Source organism: Streptomyces sp. CA-111067 (genome assembly GCF_050956065.1).
GTDB lineage: Bacteria > Actinomycetota > Actinomycetes > Streptomycetales > Streptomycetaceae > Actinacidiphila.
The window spans coordinates 5,216,930-5,234,025 of sequence record NZ_CP192103.1 but is presented as its reverse complement, the minus strand read 5'-3'; the positions used below and the strand labels follow the sequence as shown (position 1 = coordinate 5,234,025).

At 70.6% G+C, this 17,096-nt stretch carries 15 protein-coding genes and 1 tRNA gene; 12 read left to right on the top strand and 4 right to left on the bottom strand.

Annotated elements, in window-relative coordinates:
* Nucleotides 1-11: 11 nt before the first annotated feature.
* From ACQPW6_RS22925 to ACQPW6_RS22910, 4 genes are all read left to right on the top strand, one after another.
* Nucleotides 12-1,214 carry an ABC transporter ATP-binding protein gene (locus ACQPW6_RS22925; protein ID WP_433891544.1) on the top strand — a complete coding sequence of 401 codons (1,203 nt, stop codon included), beginning with the start codon at nucleotides 12-14 and terminating at the stop codon, nucleotides 1,212-1,214.
* Complete coding sequence (locus ACQPW6_RS22920; protein WP_433891543.1) at nucleotides 1,211-2,149, top strand: ABC transporter permease; 939 nt, start codon at nucleotides 1,211-1,213, stop codon at nucleotides 2,147-2,149. The genes ACQPW6_RS22925 and ACQPW6_RS22920 overlap by 4 nt, the downstream gene beginning before the upstream one ends.
* The gene (locus ACQPW6_RS22915; RefSeq protein WP_433891542.1) at nucleotides 2,146-3,054 is read left to right on the top strand and encodes an ABC transporter permease; all 909 of its coding nucleotides are present in this window, start codon (nucleotides 2,146-2,148) and stop codon (nucleotides 3,052-3,054) included. Before ACQPW6_RS22920 ends, ACQPW6_RS22915 begins: the two co-directional genes overlap by 4 nt.
* Nucleotides 3,055-3,206: 152 nt before the next feature.
* Entirely contained in the window at nucleotides 3,207-3,677 is a 471-nt protein-coding gene (locus tag ACQPW6_RS22910; protein ID WP_433891541.1) for a spore-associated protein A, read from the top strand.
* A 167-nt stretch (nucleotides 3,678-3,844) separates the two neighbouring features.
* Here ACQPW6_RS22910 and ACQPW6_RS22905 read toward each other — a convergent pair whose 3' ends face one another.
* Nucleotides 3,845-4,393 carry a Uma2 family endonuclease gene (locus ACQPW6_RS22905; RefSeq protein WP_433891540.1) on the bottom strand — a complete coding sequence of 183 codons (549 nt, stop codon included), beginning with the start codon at nucleotides 4,391-4,393 and terminating at the stop codon, nucleotides 3,845-3,847.
* Between the two features lie 187 nt (nucleotides 4,394-4,580).
* Here ACQPW6_RS22905 and ACQPW6_RS22900 point away from each other — a divergent pair, with 187 nt between their 5' ends.
* From ACQPW6_RS22900 to ACQPW6_RS22890, 3 genes are all read left to right on the top strand, one after another.
* Nucleotides 4,581-5,093 (top strand): SigE family RNA polymerase sigma factor, encoded by a 513-nt coding sequence (locus ACQPW6_RS22900; RefSeq protein ID WP_433891539.1) that lies wholly within the window; start codon nucleotides 4,581-4,583, stop codon nucleotides 5,091-5,093.
* A gap of 166 nt (nucleotides 5,094-5,259) precedes the next feature.
* Complete coding sequence (locus tag ACQPW6_RS22895; RefSeq protein WP_433891538.1) at nucleotides 5,260-6,087, top strand: hypothetical protein; 828 nt, start codon at nucleotides 5,260-5,262, stop codon at nucleotides 6,085-6,087.
* A gap of 197 nt (nucleotides 6,088-6,284) precedes the next feature.
* Nucleotides 6,285-10,340 carry an AAA domain-containing protein gene (locus ACQPW6_RS22890; protein WP_433891537.1) on the top strand — a complete coding sequence of 1,352 codons (4,056 nt, stop codon included), beginning with the start codon at nucleotides 6,285-6,287 and terminating at the stop codon, nucleotides 10,338-10,340.
* On the opposite strand, the gene ACQPW6_RS22885 is transcribed toward ACQPW6_RS22890, so the two are convergent.
* On the bottom strand, nucleotides 10,337-10,840 hold the full coding sequence (locus ACQPW6_RS22885; RefSeq protein WP_433891536.1) for an RDD family protein: 504 nt from the start codon (nucleotides 10,838-10,840) through the stop codon (nucleotides 10,337-10,339). The genes ACQPW6_RS22890 and ACQPW6_RS22885 overlap by 4 nt on opposite strands.
* Nucleotides 10,841-11,411: 571 nt before the next feature.
* On the bottom strand, nucleotides 11,412-11,567 hold the full coding sequence (locus ACQPW6_RS22880; RefSeq protein WP_433891535.1) for a hypothetical protein: 156 nt from the start codon (nucleotides 11,565-11,567) through the stop codon (nucleotides 11,412-11,414).
* Nucleotides 11,568-12,525: 958 nt separating this feature from the next.
* On the opposite strand from ACQPW6_RS22880, the gene ACQPW6_RS22875 reads away from it, so the two are divergent.
* From ACQPW6_RS22875 to ACQPW6_RS22855, 5 genes are all read left to right on the top strand, one after another.
* The gene (locus ACQPW6_RS22875; RefSeq protein ID WP_433891534.1) at nucleotides 12,526-13,275 is read left to right on the top strand and encodes a GntR family transcriptional regulator; all 750 of its coding nucleotides are present in this window, start codon (nucleotides 12,526-12,528) and stop codon (nucleotides 13,273-13,275) included.
* Between the two features lie 526 nt (nucleotides 13,276-13,801).
* Entirely contained in the window at nucleotides 13,802-14,032 is a 231-nt protein-coding gene (locus ACQPW6_RS22870; protein ID WP_433891533.1) for a hypothetical protein, read from the top strand.
* A gap of 179 nt (nucleotides 14,033-14,211) precedes the next feature.
* The gene (repSA, locus tag ACQPW6_RS22865; RefSeq protein ID WP_433894630.1) at nucleotides 14,212-15,570 is read left to right on the top strand and encodes a replication initiator protein RepSA; all 1,359 of its coding nucleotides are present in this window, start codon (nucleotides 14,212-14,214) and stop codon (nucleotides 15,568-15,570) included.
* A 2-nt stretch (nucleotides 15,571-15,572) separates the two neighbouring features.
* Nucleotides 15,573-15,776 (top strand): helix-turn-helix domain-containing protein, encoded by a 204-nt coding sequence (locus ACQPW6_RS22860; RefSeq protein WP_433894629.1) that lies wholly within the window; start codon nucleotides 15,573-15,575, stop codon nucleotides 15,774-15,776.
* A complete protein-coding gene (locus ACQPW6_RS22855; RefSeq protein WP_433891532.1) occupies nucleotides 15,776-16,927 on the top strand; it encodes a tyrosine-type recombinase/integrase in 1,152 nt (383 codons plus the stop codon). The genes ACQPW6_RS22860 and ACQPW6_RS22855 overlap by 1 nt, the downstream gene beginning before the upstream one ends.
* 70 nt (nucleotides 16,928-16,997) lie before the next feature.
* Here ACQPW6_RS22855 and ACQPW6_RS22850 read toward each other — a convergent pair.
* Nucleotides 16,998-17,071 (bottom strand) — tRNA-Thr (locus tag ACQPW6_RS22850).
* Between the last annotated feature and the right edge of the window lie 25 nt (nucleotides 17,072-17,096).

The window sequence follows — 17,096 nt, the reverse complement described above, 5'->3', positions numbered from 1 at the left end:
CGGTGTCCGCCATGACCGATACGACCCTGGACAAGAAGCAGCCTCCGGGCGGGCGGCCCGACTCGCAGGTGGGTGAGCTGCGGTTGGAGGGCGTCACCCGCGACTACGGCGCGCTGACCGCGCTGTATCCGCTCGATCTGACCGTGCACGGCGGCGAGTTCGTCGCGCTGCTCGGGCCCTCGGGGTGCGGGAAGACCACGGCGTTGAACTGCCTGGCGGGACTGCTGCCGCTCACCGGCGGGCGGATCACCTTGGACGGGCGGCGGATCGACACGCTGCCGCCGGAGAAGCGCGGCTTCGGCATGGTCTTCCAGAACTACGCCCTGTTCCCGCACCTGACCGTGCGGGCCAACATCGCGTTCGGCCTGAAGATGCGGAAGCTCCCGAAGGCGGAGGTCGAACGGCGGGTGGAGGAGGTGCTGCGGCTGGTGCGGCTGTCCGGGCAGGCCGGAAAGCACCCGGGGCAGTTGTCCGGCGGCCAGCAGCAGCGGGTCGCGATCGCCCGGGCCATCGTGTTGGAACCGCCGCTGGTGCTGATGGACGAGCCGCTGTCGAACCTGGACGCGGCGCTGCGGCTGGAGATGCGGACCGAGATCCGGCGGATCCACCAGCAGTTCGGCCTCACCACGCTCTACGTGACGCACGACCAGGAGGAGGCGCTGTCGCTGGCCGACCGCCTGGTGGTGCTGCACGAGGGGCGGGTCAGCCAGATCGGCACTCCCGCGGAGCTGTACGAGCACCCGGCCAATCCGCATGTGGCCGCGTTCATGGGCTACCGCAACCTGCTCCACCTCCAGGTCGCACCGGACGACGACGGCGAGGGTGTGCTCGCCAAAAGCGACGAGGGCGAGGGTCTGCTCGCCAAAGGCGGCCGGGGTGACGGGGTGGTCGCCACCGGGCGCGGGCTCACGTTCCGCGGCACCCCGGTCGGCGACCGGGCACCGGCCGCCGGTGAGCCGGTGGTGGTCGCGATCCGCCCGGAGGACTTCCACCTCGCGGAAGGCGACGAGCGGGCCGACGTACAGGCCGTCGCGGAGATCGTCGAGTACCACGGGCGGGAGCTGCACGTGGAGGCCGTCACCGGCGCCGGCGACCGCATCCACTTCACCACCGCCGGCCACGTCCGCCCGCACGACGCCCTGTCGTTGACCGTCCCCGCCGACCGGGCGCTGGTCTACCCCGGCAACCCGCCGGAGCAGGAGGGGTCGGCATGACCGGTACCGTCACGCCGCCCGCCCCGCCACCGGCCCCGCCGCCGGCTCATCCGGCCCGGGAACGTACCGCGTTGCGGCACCGGCTGGCCGAACGGGGCGTGGACCGCACCCTGTTGCTGCTGCTGCCCGGGCTGCTCGCGGTGATCGTGCTGTTCTGCTACCCGTTCCTCTACGGCTTGCAGATCTCCTTCCAGCCGGAGAAGGGCGGCTTCTTCGGCTCCTACCGGGCCTTCTTCGGCAGCTCCTTCGCCGTCGGCTCGATCGGCATCACCTTCAAACTGGCCGTGCCCGCCGCCCTGATCAACGTCGGCGCGGCCGTGCCGATCTCGTACCGGATGCGCCGCGACTTCCGCGGCAAGCGGCTGCTGCTGGCGCTGCTCGTCGTCCCGATCACGCTGGGCACGGTGCTGACCGCCGAAGGCATCCTGGAGTTCTTCGGCCCGGTCGGCTGGTTCAACCAGACGCTGCACGCCCTGCACTTGACGGACTCACCGGTCAAACTCACGTACAACTACTGGGGCGTTCTGCTGTCGCTGATCATCAGCGGCTTCCCGTTCGCGTTCCTGCTCACCCACTCCTACCTGTCCGGCATCCACCCCGCGCTGGAGAGCGCCGCCGCGACGCTGGGCGCGGACTGGCGGCAGCGGTTCCGGCACATCACGTTCCCGCTGCTGCTGCCCGGCCTGATGACCACGTTCGTGCTCACGTTCGTGCTGGCCTTCGCGGTGTTCCCGTCCGCGATGATGGTCGGCGATCCCGACGGCAGCACGCACGTCATCTCCGTCGAGGCGTACGAGACCGCGCTGGAGCACTTCAACTACTCGCAGGGCTCGGCGATCGCGATGGTGATGACCGCGCTCATGCTCGCCGTCATCGGCCTCACGCTGGCGCTGCGCTCGCGCCTCTACCGCGGCTCGACCGGAGGCAAGGGATGACCTACAGCAGCCCCACGGCGACCACCAAGTCTGCTTTCACGGAGGGGAGTTCGGGCGGACGTCCGAGCGGGCCCCCCGGCCGGCGGCGGAGCATCACGCTGCGCCCCGGGGCCTGGCTGGTCTGGGCCGCCCTGGCCGTCTTCTTCCTGGCCATGCTCGGCGTGATCGGCTCGGTCGTCCTGAACTCCTTCGGCCGCACCTGGTTCTCCGGCTGGGCACCGCACGGCTACACCACCACCTGGTACAGCAAGGCCTGGTCGGAGTTCAACCTCGGCCAGGTCATGTGGGTCACCGTCGAAGTCAGCGTGCTGGTCGTCGCGTTGTCGCTGATCCTGGCGGTGCCCGCCTCCTACGCGCTGGCCCGCCGCGACTTCCCCGGTAAGCGCGCGGTCACCACCCTGTTCGTGCTGCCGATCCTGGTGCCGCCGATCGCGTACGGCATCCCGCTGGCCACCGTCCTGTACAAGGTCCACCTGGCGGGCACGCTCACCGGCGTCATCATCGCCAACCTCGTCCCGTCCATCCCCTTCGTCATCTTCACGATGACGCCGTTCATCGAGCAGATCGACCCCCGGCTGGAGGCCGCCGCGCGCATGTGCGGGGCGCCGACCCGGGCCGTCCTGCTGCGCATCCTCGGCCCGCTGCTGCTGCCCGGGATGCTCGCGGCGGGCATCCTCGTGCTGGTCCGCACGTTCGGCATGTTCGAGCTGACGTTCCTCACCTCGGGCCCCGACAGCCAGACCCTCGTCGTGTCGCTGTTCTCGGCCGTGTTCTCGGCCGGCATCCGCAGCCCGCAGTCCATCGACGCGATGGCCGTCATCTACACCGGCTCGATGGCCGTCCTCCTCCTCGTCGCGCTGCGCTTCGTCAACCCCACCCAGCTCGTGGCGCGGACCGCCGACTGACCTGCGCGATCCCTCCAGCAGTGGACGCCGGGCTGATACACCCGCGTGACAAACGGGACGGTCCTGTGGCAGTGGGACCTACAACGTCCTGTGGGGCCGGCGGGTCTGACCTGGTGCACGACCAACCATGGTGATTCGAGGGGGAGAACATGATGGATCGTGGAAACCGGGTCACGCGCCGAACGGGCCGTCTGATGGGTGCGGCGGCGGTGGCCGCGGCCGGCGTCGTCGCACTGGGGGTGGCGGCGCCGGGAGCGTCAGCGGCAACGCCGAAGACGTCCCCGGTGGCGAAAGCCTCCGCGGCGCCGGCCCCGTACAACGGCGTCTGCGGCGCGGGCTACAAAGTCGTCAACTCCGCACCCGTCGGAACGGTCGGCATGGCCTACCTGACATGGAACGCGACCACCGGCCTGAACTGCGTCGTGGAGATCCGCAACGTCCCCGGCACCCCGGTGCCGATGAGCCTCGGCATCGCCAACGACGAGATCCGCAACAACAACGACGACGGCGACTACAGCTTCTACGCCGGCCCCCTGTACGAGCCCGGCAGGGCAACGTGCATGAACTGGTGGGGCAGCATCGGCACCGCCAGTTTCAGCAGGTGGCAGACCAACTGCGGCTGACCCACTGCGGCTGCGGCTACCACTACCGCTGCCACTGCCACTGCCACTGCCACTGCCACTGCCACTGCCACTGAGCAGACACGATTCGGCCCCCTGACCGGTGATGACGGCCAGGGGGCCGATTCGCTTGCCTCCGCCACCTCTTGCCGGGGGCAGCGGTAAAGGATTCAGGAGTAGGGCAGCAGCGTCGCGGTGTCCAGGTCGAAGCCGAACGGTTCGGGGACGCGGAGGCTCTCACCGAAGTCGGCGTCCTCGCGGCGGTGGTACTTACGTCCGTCGGGGTGGCTGAAGAGCGTGACGGTCTTCAACCGGGCCTCGACCACCAGGTACAGCGGGATTCCCATCGTGGGGTAGTCCCTGACCTTGCCCACCCAGTCGTTCTCCGGGTTCGAAGGTGACACCAGCTCGACGGCGATGGCCGCGGTCTCGGCGGGGACCTGGTTGTCCGTGGTCTCCAGGACGCCGGCCGGCAGGTAGGTCAGGTCGGGATTCCGGCTCTTGCCCACGCCGGGAGAGACGAGGTCGGTGTTCTCGCTCGGCAGCAGTTCGCCCGGGCAGTGCGCGTCGAACTGGCGCCGCACCTTCAGGAGATTGCGTTGGTGAACGCCGGATGGTCCGACGGTCATGACAATGGTGTCGCCAGAGATCTCCGCCTTGAACCCGTCGGGCAGACTCCTGCGGGCCTCGTCGAGGAGTGCGAAGCGCTGCGGATCCACGCTGCTGTGCCTCCCGTGAGCGAACCGACCGGTCTCCAAGCGTAACGGCGACGTGCCCGGTCAGGGCCCGCGCCGCTCGCGGCGGGGACCCGGCGCCGGGCGGAATGGCGCGGCGCTCGATTGTCTGTAACGTTTCCGGGCTCCCGTCGCGTCAATGGAGTGTGGGCGACGGGAGGAGCGGGCCGGGATGCGTGGGGCGGCGGTTCAGGGTTATCACGAGTTCGCGGCGGCGCGGACGGGGCACCTTTTTCGGTCCGCGTGTCTGCTGACCGGCGGGGACACCTATCTGGCCGAGGATCTCGTCCAGGAGACGCTCGGGCGCCTGTACTTGGCGTGGAACCGGATGAGCGAGGTCGACAATCCGGCCGGCTACGCGCAGACGACGCTGGTGCGGGTGTTCCTCAGCCATCAGCGGCGGCAGAGCAACCAGGAGCGTCCGGCGGCCGAGCTGCCCGATCGCGTGGTCCGCGACGCCGGGGAGGACGCCACGTTACGTGTGGCCCTGCTGGCGGCGCTGGCCGTGCTCGGTCCCAAGGACCGCGCGGTGCTGATCCTGCGCTACTGGGAGGACCGCAGTGTCGAGGAGACCGCCGCGATCATGCGGGCCAGCGCGGGCGCGGTACGCACCCGGTCCACCCGCGCGCTCGCCCAGCTCCGCCGGCACCTGAACGGCAGCCACGCTGACCTCATCACCGGCTGAAGCGCCGGCTCAACCACCGCACCAGCAGCGCCCGTTCGACCGCGACGGCCACCGCCACGATCACCACCGCCACCGCCGCTCTCGCGCAAAGCGCCGACACCCGAAACCCGACATCCGACATCCGACATCCGACATCCGACATCGACGAAGGAGACCGCGATCCGCCATGCCCTTTCCCCCTGAAGACACCCCCGCCTCCCCCGACTCCACCGAGGCCGCGGCCTTCGCCGACGCCCTGCACCGCGTCGCCGACGACCTCGCGCCCGCCGACCGCCGCGCCCTGATGTCGGCCGGCTTCGCCCGCGGCCGCACCCTGCGCCGCCGCCGTACCGCCGCCGTCACCGCGGGTGTTGCCGTACTGGCCCTGGCCGGCGGCGGCGGCCTGCTCGCGGCGACCTCAGGCAACGGCGCCGGCCACACCGCGGCGACCGGGACCACCACCGGGGTCGCCGCCCCGGCCCTGCAGAACACCGCGTCGGTGGCCTCCACCGCCTCCGCCCCCTCGTACACCGCGCGCCAGGTGGAGAACCTCCTGGTCTCGATGCTCCCGCACGGCAAGATCTCCGATCGCCTGGGCCGCGGCACCGAAGACACCGCCCCGTACGCCCAGTTGGTCTTCGACGACGGCCACGGCCCGGCCGAGGTCAGCGTCGTCCTCCAGACGCAGAGCGACGTGCCGCAGAACTGCGCGGCCGCCCACGCCGCGGGTGACTACTGCCGGCAGACCACCGTCCACGGCGGCACCCTCACCATCTGGAAGGGCTGGGAGTACTCCGACCACCGCAACAACACCAAGGAGTGGATGGCCGAGTACCGCCACCAGGACGGCGCGCAGGTCTCCGTCAGCGAGTGGAACGCCCCCTCCGAGAAGGACGTCCCCGCCAGCCGCCCCAACCCGCCCCTGACCGCCGCCCGCCTGGCCTCGATCGCCACGGCCCCCGCCTGGAACAAGGTCCTCGCCGTCACCCCGGACGGCGTGACGGGAAAGAAGTAGCCCCGCCCCCTGCTCCCCGCCGACGGCCCGGTCCCCCGCACAGGGGCGGCCGGGCCCTGGCCTGAAGGTCCGCGCCCTGGCCTGAAGGCCGGACTCTGGCCGGAAAGCCGGACCCTGGCCGGAAAGAACAGCACTCGCCCCATCCCCCTGCCGTCCGGCTGTTACGGTGCCCCGGACCGACGATCTCAGGGGAGTGGATGGGGGCCGGCAGAGAGTTGGTTGCGGAACGGCGGCGCCGAGCGGAGATCCTGCGCTTCTGGCGGGCGGTGGAGTACTTCAGCCCGCCCAAGGTGGATCCGGTCAACGCGAAGAAGCGGATGTTCCCCGTCGCGGCGAACCGGCCGCTCCCGTGGGAGCCCGGGTCGTCGGTGGGCCGGGAGCGGATCCGTCCCAACCTCGTCTGGCAGCACACCGTTTACGCCGGCATCTTCTCCATCGCCAAGGTGCGTGACGTCCTGCTGGACGCGTTCCGCGCCCCGGAGAACGAGCAGGACTTCGACGGCCGCGTCGGCGGCGACAGCGCCCTGCTCTCCTTCACCGTGAACGACGAGGGGCTGCTGGTCAAGGACAGCGCCACGCTGTCGTCCTGCGCCTGGGCCGTGGGCCACACCCTGGTCCTGGGCCCGCAGGACAGCCGGTGGCTGACCGGTTTCGCGGAGGAGGGCACGCAGCTCCTCCAGAGCCTGCTGGACCTCGGTGACGGGAAGATCGACGTCGAGCGCCGGCCGTCGTCCGGCGCGGAGGCGTCCTCGTCACCGCTCGGTCCCGTCGCGGGACTCATGTCGAGGCTGGCCGTCACCGCCGCGAAGAGCGGGCTGGGAGCGGCGTCCGCCGCGGTCGGCACGGCGCTCGGGCCCGGGGTGGGAGCCGTCGCCGCGCGGATGGTCGAGGACGTGGGCGGCGAGCTGGTCGACGCCATCGCCGCCCGGCTCTCCGGGCAGGGGACGGACGCGGACGCCGGCGGCGGCGCGGAGCCGGAGACGGACGAGGCGGCGACGGACGAGGCGGAACCGGCCGACCAGCGCGAGGAGAGCCCCGAGGACCTGGAGGACCCGGAGGGGCCGCCGCCCGAGGTCGGCACGAAGGTCCTCGACGTGTACGACCTGGCGGCGATCACCCGCTGGGTGGCCGAGCAGTTGGGCGTGGCCGCCGCACTCGCGCCGGACGCGATCCGCGTCAAGAGCTACCTGGTATCGGCCAAGCACGCCGACGAGTCGGCCGGCGACACCTTCCTCAACAGCTTCTACGCCGACGACCTCAAGCGGGTCGCCGACGAGCTCGAGTCGGGCCAGGCCGGTGCCGCCCTGCTGGACTACCTGCGGGCCGAGTCGGAACTGGACGCGCTGCCCCGCCACGACGTACGGCGCGCACCCGAGACCGTCCTCCAGCACGTCCAGCCGACGAGCATGCCGCTGGGGCGGTGGCCCGCCGACAACGACAAGCCGCTCGTCCTCAGCCAGCAGTTCGCGGTCAACCGCATCCTGGAGACGCTCGGGGCCGACGAGGGGCGCGTCGGCGGTGACGGGCGGGTCGGCGGTGACGGGCGCCGCGGCGGCGAGGGGCGCGGCATCTACGCCGTGAACGGGCCGCCGGGCACCGGCAAGACGACCATGCTGCGCGACCTGATCGCGGCCGTCGTCGTCAGGCGGGCCGAACAACTGGCGGCGCTGGCCCGCCCGGAGGACGCCTTCGCCCGCACACCGTTGTTCTGGCGTACGGAGGAGATCGCGGGCAAGCAGTACCCGCGCACCATCCACCCCCTGATACCCGCGCTCACCGGCTTCGAGATGGTGATCGCCTCGTCCAACAACGGGGCGGTGGAGAACGTGACACTTGAGGTGCCCGGGGCCCACGCGATCGGCGAGACGTGGAAGCAGCGAGCCGACTACCTGTCGGGGCCGGCCGGCATCCTGCTCGACGGTGACGCCTGGGGCGCCGTCGCCGCGCGCCTCGGACGGCGGAGCAACCGTTCCGACTTCGTCCAGCGGTTCTGGTGGGGCGAGGCTCCGAAGTCGGCGGGTTCCGGGCCGAGTTCGGGAACGGGTTCGGGTTCGGGTTCGGGCCCGGGTTCGACCTCCGGCTCCGGCTCCGGCGGGCGTGCGACCGGCACCCCACCGCCGCCGCTGGGCCTCCAGAAGATGCTGCAACGTCAGATCGACCACGTCGCCGCCACCCCCGGGAGCACCGGCACGTCGACCTCCGCCGGCGGCGGCGCGGCCGGCACCGTCCAAGAACCGCCGCTGGGACGGGAGACATGGAAGGACGCCGTCCGCCGCTTCACCCGAGCCCGCGGCAAGGTCCACGAACTCGCCGCGGAACGGCAGGAGATCGCCGACCTCACCGCGCGGACGGCGGGCCCGGATGCCCTCCTGGACGACATGCTGGCGCGCGAGTCCGACGCGTACGCCGTCGTCCTGCGGCTCGGGGAGGAGTTGGGGCGCGCGGAGGCCGCGGTCGCCGACAGCAGGGCCGAACAGGCCCGGCGCCAGGGGGAATTGTCTGCGGCGCAGGCCCGGCGCGACCTGGCCGAGGGCGCGGCGCGCGACGGGATGGAGCACGTCAGGGCACGGGAGGCGGCCCTGCGCACGTACGACGCCGGCAAACCCGGCCTCGTCAAGCGGGTGTTCGTCCGCGAGGCCATGCGGCGCTGGGAGTCCGGCCGTGCCCCGTTGGTCGCGGCCCTCGCAACCGTGGACGCCCGTCTCGCGTCCGTGGAGTCCGCGCGCGCCACCGCGGGTACCGAACTCCGCGCCGCGCAGATGCAGTTGGACGAGGCGCTGGTCGCCGTCCGGCGCCGCGAGGAGGCGCTCGCCCAGTGCGAGCAGCTTCGCGACCGGCAGGCCGCGACCGCCGCCGACGCCGGGCAGCAGGCGGACCGCAGACGCCGCGAGCGGGAGGCCGAGAACCGCCGGATCGCCGCCGCCAGGGAGCGGTGGGGCGCTTCGGTGCCGGGGCCGGAGTGGCAGGCCGACTCCGCTGACCGCGAGGCGATGGAGACGCGGGAGCTGTCGGCGCCCTGGATGGACCCGGAGTTCGCGGAGGCCCGCGCCGAACTCTTCCTCGCGGCCCTCGACCTGCACCGCGCGCTGCTCGCGACGGCCCCCGACCGTATGCGCAAGAACCTCCAGGCCGCGATGGACGTGGTCAAGGGCGCCGCGCCGGCCGAACTTCCCGCGAAGACCGTGCTGGCCGCCTGGCAGATGCTGTTCCTGGTGGTGCCGGTGGTGTCGACGACGTTCGCGTCGATGGGGCGGATGTTCGACCGGCTGGGCGGCGAGGCGCTGGGCTGGCTCTTCGTCGACGAGGCGGGGCAGGCCGCGCCGCAGGAGGTGGTGGGCGCGCTGTGGAGGTCGCGGCGCGCCGTGATCGTCGGCGATCCGCTGCAACTCGAACCCGTCGTCACCCTGCCGTGGACCGGCCAGCGGCGGCTGGCGGCGCACTTCTCGGTGGACCGCCGCTGGGCCCCGGCCGCGTCCTCCGTCCAGACCCTGGCCGACCGGCTCAACCCGTACGGGACCTGGCTGAGCCAGGAGGACGGCGAACACGTCTGGCTCGGCTCGCCGCTACGGGTGCACCGCCGCTGCGACCGGCTGATGTTCGACGTCAGCAACAAGATCGCCTACGACGGGATGATGGTCTACGGCGTCACCCGCGACCAGGACGCGTTCCCACTCGCCCAGTGGAGCGTCTGGATGAACGTGGACTCCGTGCCGGGCGAGGACAAGTGGAACCCGCAGGAGGGCAGGGCGCTGGAGCAGTCCCTGGAGCTGATCCGGCGGCGCGTCATGGCGGTGATCGAGGAGGAACAGGCGGACGGGGCCGACGAGTTGGGCGGCGTGGACGGCCTGCTCGGCACGGACGGGCCGCTCGGCCAGGGCCCGACCGGTGACGACGTCGCCAGGGAGCTGACCCGCCGCCTCAACGAGTCGGTGTTCGTCGTCAGCCCGTTCCGCGACGTCGTCAACGGCATCGGCAGGGTGGCGGGCAAATACCTCGACCCGCGGCGCTACGGGACGGTCCACACCACGCAGGGCAAGGAGGCGGACATCGTGATCCTCGTCCTCGGCACCGGTTCCGGCCAGGTGGGTTCCCGCAACTGGGCGTCCGCGAAGCCCAATCTGCTGAACGTCGCGGTCACCCGGGCCCGGCGCCGCCTCATCGTCATCGGCGACATCGCCGACTGGTCGCGTCAGCAGTTCTTCAAGGACCTCGCCGAGCACGACCAGATCCGCACCTGGACGGCCGCGCCCTAGACCGCGCCGACCGGGGTCGGGGGCCGGCGGCGGATCACGACCGTGCCGGCGATCGTGTCGAACGAACTGTGGTGGTACGGGCGCTCCTTGGCCACGTTCCCGAGCCGGACGAGCACGACCACGACGTTCACCAGCGGAATCAGCCAGGCCATCGCCGCCAGGAACCGGGCCCGGCGCAGTGCCTGCGCCCAGGTCGGCCGCTCGTAGCCGTCCCAGACCCGCGCGACACGCAGCCCGGTCAGCAGCAGCCCCGGCGTCCCGCCCCAGAGCGCCACGCAGGCCGCGCCGTAGAACGTCAGCCAGACGTAGCCGAGCAGCCAGACCCCGAGCACGAAGTACCCGTTGCTGTCCGGATCGATCACGCTCTGCAGCCCCGACGCGGCAAGCGCCGGCACCGCCAGACTGACCGCCGCGACCACGAGATCGATCACCGCCCCCGCGAACCGCGCCCCGGCCGGCGCCAGTTCCACCACCACGTCCCCGCCTTCAACGGGCAGCACCCCCTCAACCCCGGCCCGCAAATAAGCCGTCCCCGACCCGGCAGCCCGCACCCCATTAAGCGGATTCTTCCCCCGCGCAGCCTCTCGGGCCGCCCCCTCCACAACCCCACCGCGCCCCGTCGTCACAGTTCTCCCCATGCCGGCCTCCCCCTCCACAGCATCCAATTCCGCGGCTGAGCCGCCCCCACCCCAACCGTGACCCACGGTAAACAACCGGCACCGTGGAGTTGGCGCGCCCGATCTTGACAGCCAAATCCCCAAGCCCGGGCAATGAAACCCCCACGAGACGGCAACCCCTCCCCCCCCAACGGAAAACGCCCCACGGACCACCTGCGAACCAGCAGCCTTCACGCCGCCCCGGGAAACGCGAGGTGCGCCCTGTGGGGCTCGAACCGACGACCCCCGCCTTACAAGTTCCCCCGGGGCGAGGCGGTGACCTGCGGCGATGCGATGGGATGACCCATTGACCAGGCAAACACCGTTCACCGGTTGCCGTCGGTTCGCATCGGTTCACCGGCCCAGGCGTGCTGAATCCGCGCTCGGCCAACAGCCCACATGAACGCCTGAGGCTTCAGGAATCGAGCAACAGCGTCGCGGTGTCCAGGACGAAGGCGAACGGTTCCGGGATGCGGAGGCTTTCACCAAAGTCGGCGTCCTCGCGGCGGTGGTACTTACGGCCGTAGGGGTGGCTGAAGAGCGTGATGGTCTTCAACCTGGCGTCGACCACGAGCTACAGCGGGATTCCCATCGTGGGGTAGTCCCTGACCTTGCCCACCCAGTCGTTCTCCGGGTTCGACGGCGAGACGAGGTCGGTGTTCTCGCTCGGCAGCATGTCGCCCGGGCAGTGCGCGTCGAATCACGCATCGCTCACGCAGAACGCCCCGGACGAGGGGTCCGAGGCCGACGGAGAGGTGGCCAGACGACCGAAACTGCAGGTCATCCGGCGTGAGAAAAAGAGCCCCCTGTCGGGTTCGAACCGACGACCCCCGCTTTACAAGAGAGGCTTGCAAATGGGGTCGCTGACCTGTGCCTTTGCCTGATTGGGCATCGCCGAAGCCTTTGGCTGCGGCTCGCCGCCGTTCCCCGTGACTCCCCGCTCGATCTGGCGCGCTTGTGGCACGACTCCGCTACCCTCTTCGCCTACCTCAACCACCCCTCCCCCGCTTCCATCCCGTCTGCCGTCGGCCCGCACTCCTGTGGAGCGGGCGTGGTTCAGGGCGTCAAGGTGGAGCGCGCCACTGTACGAACGACCTTGACGCCCTGGGCCGCGACTGCTCGGCTTGCCCGGGTCGATGGCAGGTGGGATGGAAGCTCCCTCGCTCGCCACGATGAACGGGCAGACGCCGGCGGGTCGGGTCCATCCTGGAAGCCTGAGCGCCCCCGCCGGAGGCAAGCCCTGACCTGAGCCTGGTGTTTGCGGATTCATGCCGATGCCCTGGGCCTCCCGCGTGCGCGCGAGGCGCTGGCCGGGCCGAGCGGGGCGGAGACAGGAGCGACGGCGCGGCCGGGCGCCGGACGCGCGCCCGGCGGAGCGCCAGCGGAGCCGGGAGCCTTGATGAGGTAGGGAAACCCGTAACCGCCAACGGTTCGAGGTCCAAGGCAACCTGTTCGCATGAAGGCGCGGCAGACGCTATGGTTGCTGGTGGCCTAGTCCACAGGCGGCAGAATCCAAGGGAAGGTGAACCGTGGCACCGCAGATTGAGAGGGCGCTCCCGCCGTATTTGCAGATCTTGCAGGCAATTAGGGCACAGATCGCTGAAGGTACGCTGAACGCGGGCGACGTAGTTCCGTCTGAGCGCCAGATCAGTTCTGAGTGGTCAGTCTCACGCGCGACCGCCACAAAGGTTCTCGCTGCTCTACGGGCCGAAGGGTTGGTCGACTCGATCCAGGGCGTGGGTACGGTGGTGAGCGAGCAAACAACCGTCGGCCGCTCTGCGCGCGATCGTGTGGCCTCCATGCGCCGGACAGGTCGGATCTACCCGCCCAACGAGCATGCCAAGATCGTATCCACAGAACTCGTGCAGGCTCCGGAAGGCGTCGCAGCCTCTCTCGGAGTCCCTTCGGGATCTCAGGTCATCCGGCGTCAGCGGATCACCTATCGCGATGACTCCCCCGTCTCGACGTCTACGTCGTGGTTCGCGGGAAGCCTTGCGGAGTCTTCTCCGAAGCTCCTCGTTAGAGAGCGACTGACCGAAGGTACGCCGGGATACATCGAGGCAACGACAGGTCGTAAGTTCTCAACCGGTCGCGATCAAGTCGCCGCACGACCTGCCACGCAAGACGACGCAGAGACTCTCGGCGTCTCGGAGGGAACTGCGGTTCTCGCCGGCCGGAATTGGATCTACGACACGGAAGGTGAAGTGCTGGAGTATGGCGAGTCCGTTGCGCTTGCCGACCGATGGTCCTCCTACGATTACACGATCGCCAGCACGTGAGGTAGGTCAAATCGGCTGAAAACGAGAGGGGCGAGCTGTCGCCCCTTTTTTCATTTCCCGAATCAGTGGACAGTGGCCTAGGCCACCGCTAGCCTATGCAGTAGTTCGGACATGCAGGGAGCGGCGTCCTACCGCCAAGCAGACCGCCGCTCCCGCCCCTCTCTCAAGGGAGTTCCATCATGCCTGTGGTCGCGCCCAATCCGGTCATCGCGTTACCTGTCGCTCGTACTGAGCCGTTGCGGCTGGTGCGCTCGGGTCGGGGATGCCCGTCCTGCGGTGACGCGTTCTGCGCGGACCCTGCTGACTGCCTGCGCCTGCTGACGTCCCGCCCGTGGGGCGAGTGCTACCGCTGTGACGGTACCGGGTGGGCCGATGAGGACTCGCTGTCGATCTTCTGCGAGTCCTGCACCGGCACGGGCCTGGAAGAGCGCACTCCCGGTGACACGCCCCGGCTGAACGCTCGCGCTGCCGCCCGTCTGGTGGCCCAGGTTGCGCGACTGCGTACGCGGGTGGGGACGGGTGCGTGATGGGCCTGTTCCGGAAGTCCGCGCCCGCTCCGGCCAATCCCGCGATGGCGGAGTTGGGCCGGGAGTTCGCCAACGCCCGGCGGCACGGTGACCGCAACGCGGCACGGCGCATTGCCCGCGAGTTCGACCGAACCGCCAACGGCGAGGCTGACGTGGCCTCGTTCCAGCAGGGCCAGGACGCGTTCAACGCGATCCCGCCCGCGTACTCCCGGCGTGGCCGACGCCGCTGAAAGCCAGCTCCCGGGGCGGTCTCAACCGCCAAGTTTCCGCCGCCTCGGGCGCCTCACCCACTTCCTGATCCAACCGACCCGAAAAGGGGTTCCCTATCGTGCCGCATCCCGTCTTACTCCCGCTGCCCCCCGCTGCTGCCGCTGACGTGGCGGCGGCTGTCGGCACGGATCCGGTGACCATGGCCGACCTGCTGCGGGTGGCCAACAGCCCTGGGTTCGAGCGGTGGCAGGAACAGGTCCGCCGGACCGGCGGCTGCTCCGATCCGATCCACCTGTCGGGCCTGACGGTCACCCGCGACCGCGCCTCGGGCAACGTCCTGTACTCGTACTCCACTGAGGGGGAGCCGGGTGGCCGGCTGCGGGTGGCCTGCGGCAACCGGCGTGCCTCGCGCTGCCCCTCCTGCGCCTGGCTGTACGCGGGTGACACCTTCCACCTGATCCGGGCGGGGCTGACCGGTGATCCGGGCAAGGGCACACCGCGTACGGTGCGGGCGCATCCGAAGGTGTTCGCGACGCTGACGGCCCCGTCGTTCGGGCCGGTCCACAACCGCCCCTCGACGGGCCGCTGCCGGTGCGGTGTCGAGCACGGCGAGGGAGCCTCGGAGCTGGGCACGGCCCTGGACCCGGGCGCGTACGACTACGCGGGCGCGGTGCTGTGGAACAACCACGCCGGGGACCTGTGGCGGCGCTTCACGATCTACCTTCGCCGTGAGCTGGCTGCCCGGGTGGGCATGACGCAGTCCGCCCTGGGTGACGCGTGCCGGGTGTCGTTCGGGAAGGTCGCGGAGTTCCAGAAGCGCGGAGCGGTGCACTTCCACGCGATCGTGCGCCTGGACGGGCCCGACGGCCCGCAGGATGCCCCTCCGGTCTGGGCCAGTACCGGTCTGCTCGATGAGGCGATCCGGGCTGCTGCCGACCGGGTGTCGGTGCCGGTGCCTGCTGCGGGGGAACGCCCCGCGGTGGTGCTGCGCTGGGGGGCACAGGTCGATGTGCAGCCGATCGGCAGCACCGCCACCGACGGCGCCGAGCTGACCGAACAGGCCGTGGCCTCCTATGTGGCGAAGTACGCGACCAAGGCGGCGGAGACGACCGGCACGGTTGACCGCCGGATCGGGGAGCTCCCGGAGCTGGACAAACTGCCGGGCCTGCCCGCGCACGCCCGGCGGCTGATCGAAGCCTGCTTCGACCTCGACGCGGACTATCCGGATCGCAGGCTCGCGCAGTGGGCTCACATGCTCGGCTTCCGGGGTCACTTCTCGACCAAGTCCCGCCACTACTCCACCACCTTGGGCGCACTGCGGCAGGTGCGGGCGGACTACCGGGCTCGCCAGGAACGCCGGGAACGGGGCCTGCCCGACCCGGACGACGCACCGGAGGGCTCCACGCTGACCCTGGCGCACTGGACGTATGCCGGGCACGGCCACACCCCCGGTGAGTCCTGGCTCGCCACGCAGATGCACCGCGACCTCGCCGCCGGCCGCACCGCAGCACGCGAAGCACGCGCCGAACTCGACGACCAGGAAGGGGAGGACTGGTGACCATGGCCGATCGCCTGTTGAGCGTTGAGGAAGTGGCCGAACGCCTCGGGACCTCGGTGCGGTTCCCCCGGCGGCTGATCGAGGAACGGCGGATCACGTTCGTCAAGGTGGGCCGACACGTGCGCATCCCGGAGAGCGCGCTGGATGCCTACGTGACCGCGAACACGGTCCTGCCGATGGTGCGCCAGCTTCGGGCGGTGGCCTGATGGCGAACGCCAAGGGCAATCGGCGACGCTTCGGCTCCGTGCGGCAACTGCGCTCGGGACGCTGGCAGATCCGCTATCCCGACCCCACCACGGGCCTGATGCGGCCGGGTGAGAAGACCTACCCGACCAAGACCGATGCGGAGATCGCGCTCTCGCTGATCGAGGCCGACCTGACGCGCGGGCAGTGGGCGGACCCTGACGCGGGGAAGGTCAACTTCGGGGACTTCGCCGATGCCTGGCTGCGGGATCGCAAGCTCGCCGACCGGACTCGGGAGCGGAACGAGTCGGTGATCCGGCTGCACATCAAGCCCACCTTCGGCGCGGGCACCGTAGCCGACATCACCACGTCCCGCGTGCGGGCCTGGCGTACTCGGCTGCTGGCCGGCGGGGTCGGTGAGCCGACCGTGGTCAAGGCGTACCAAGTCCTGCGCGCGGTCCTGAACACGGCTGTTGAGGATGAGCTGATCCGCCGCAACCCGTGCCGGGTCAAGGGGGCTGACCGGTACGACGTTCCGGAACGGCCGGTGCTGACGGTTGATCAGGTGTACGCGGTGGCCGATGCGATCCTGCCCCGGTACCGGCTCCTCGTGCTCCTGGCGGCCTTCACCACGCTCCGTTTCGGAGAGCTGGCGGCGCTCCGACGCCGTGACATCGACATCGACAGCGACCGGTGCACGGTGCGGGTCCGTCGTGCGCAGTCCGAGACGCAGAACGGCAGGCTGAAGGACAAGGCACCCAAGTCGGCGGCCGGCGTGCGACCGGTGGCCTTCCCTGCGGAGCTGCTGCCCGACGTGCTGAGCCATCTTGAGCGCTTCGCTGGTAAGGGCCAGGAAGGGCACGTGTTCCAGGGCGCGAAGGGCGGTCTTCTGCGGCGGAGCAACTTCCGGGACGACTGGACGGCGGCTCGTGACGCGGCGGGCATCCCGGCTGACGTGCACTTCCATGATCTGCGCCACACCGGCAACACCCTGGCCTCGGCCGCCGGGGCGAGCACCCGGGAACTCATGACGCGGATGGGGCACAACACCGCACGGGCCGCGCTGATCTACCAGCACATGACCAGTGAGCGTGATCAGCACATCGCGGGCGCGCTCGGCGAGATGATTCGCAAGAGCCGGGGCGAGGAAGATCCGAAGTCTTCTGGCACGTGAGTGGCACGGCCGTGATCATGAGACAGGGCCAGGCTCGGGGAACGCTCCCCTGACCTGGCCCTGATGCGTGAGCCTCCTGTCGGGTTCGAACCGACGACCCCCGCTTTACAAGAGCGGTGCTCTGGCCAACTGAGCTAAGGAGGCGCAGGGACGAGTGTAGCGGGCGGGG

What these genes read in the sequence shown, in the direction of transcription:
- ACQPW6_RS22925 (WP_433891544.1), top strand. Translation starts at nt 12, where the DNA reads ATGACCGATACGACCCTGGACAAGAAGCAGCCTCCGGGCGGGCGGCCC.
- ACQPW6_RS22920 (WP_433891543.1), top strand. Translation starts at nt 1,211, where the DNA reads ATGACCGGTACCGTCACGCCGCCCGCCCCGCCACCGGCCCCGCCGCCG.
- ACQPW6_RS22915 (WP_433891542.1), top strand. Translation starts at nt 2,146, where the DNA reads ATGACCTACAGCAGCCCCACGGCGACCACCAAGTCTGCTTTCACGGAG.
- ACQPW6_RS22910 (WP_433891541.1), top strand. Translation starts at nt 3,207, where the DNA reads ATGGATCGTGGAAACCGGGTCACGCGCCGAACGGGCCGTCTGATGGGT.
- ACQPW6_RS22900 (WP_433891539.1), top strand. Translation starts at nt 4,581, where the DNA reads ATGCGTGGGGCGGCGGTTCAGGGTTATCACGAGTTCGCGGCGGCGCGG.
- ACQPW6_RS22895 (WP_433891538.1), top strand. Translation starts at nt 5,260, where the DNA reads ATGCCCTTTCCCCCTGAAGACACCCCCGCCTCCCCCGACTCCACCGAG.
- ACQPW6_RS22890 (WP_433891537.1), top strand. Translation starts at nt 6,285, where the DNA reads ATGGGGGCCGGCAGAGAGTTGGTTGCGGAACGGCGGCGCCGAGCGGAG.
- ACQPW6_RS22870 (WP_433891533.1), top strand. Translation starts at nt 13,802, where the DNA reads ATGGGCCTGTTCCGGAAGTCCGCGCCCGCTCCGGCCAATCCCGCGATG.
- repSA (WP_433894630.1), top strand. Translation starts at nt 14,212, where the DNA reads ATGGCCGACCTGCTGCGGGTGGCCAACAGCCCTGGGTTCGAGCGGTGG.
- ACQPW6_RS22860 (WP_433894629.1), top strand. Translation starts at nt 15,573, where the DNA reads ATGGCCGATCGCCTGTTGAGCGTTGAGGAAGTGGCCGAACGCCTCGGG.
- ACQPW6_RS22855 (WP_433891532.1), top strand. Translation starts at nt 15,776, where the DNA reads ATGGCGAACGCCAAGGGCAATCGGCGACGCTTCGGCTCCGTGCGGCAA.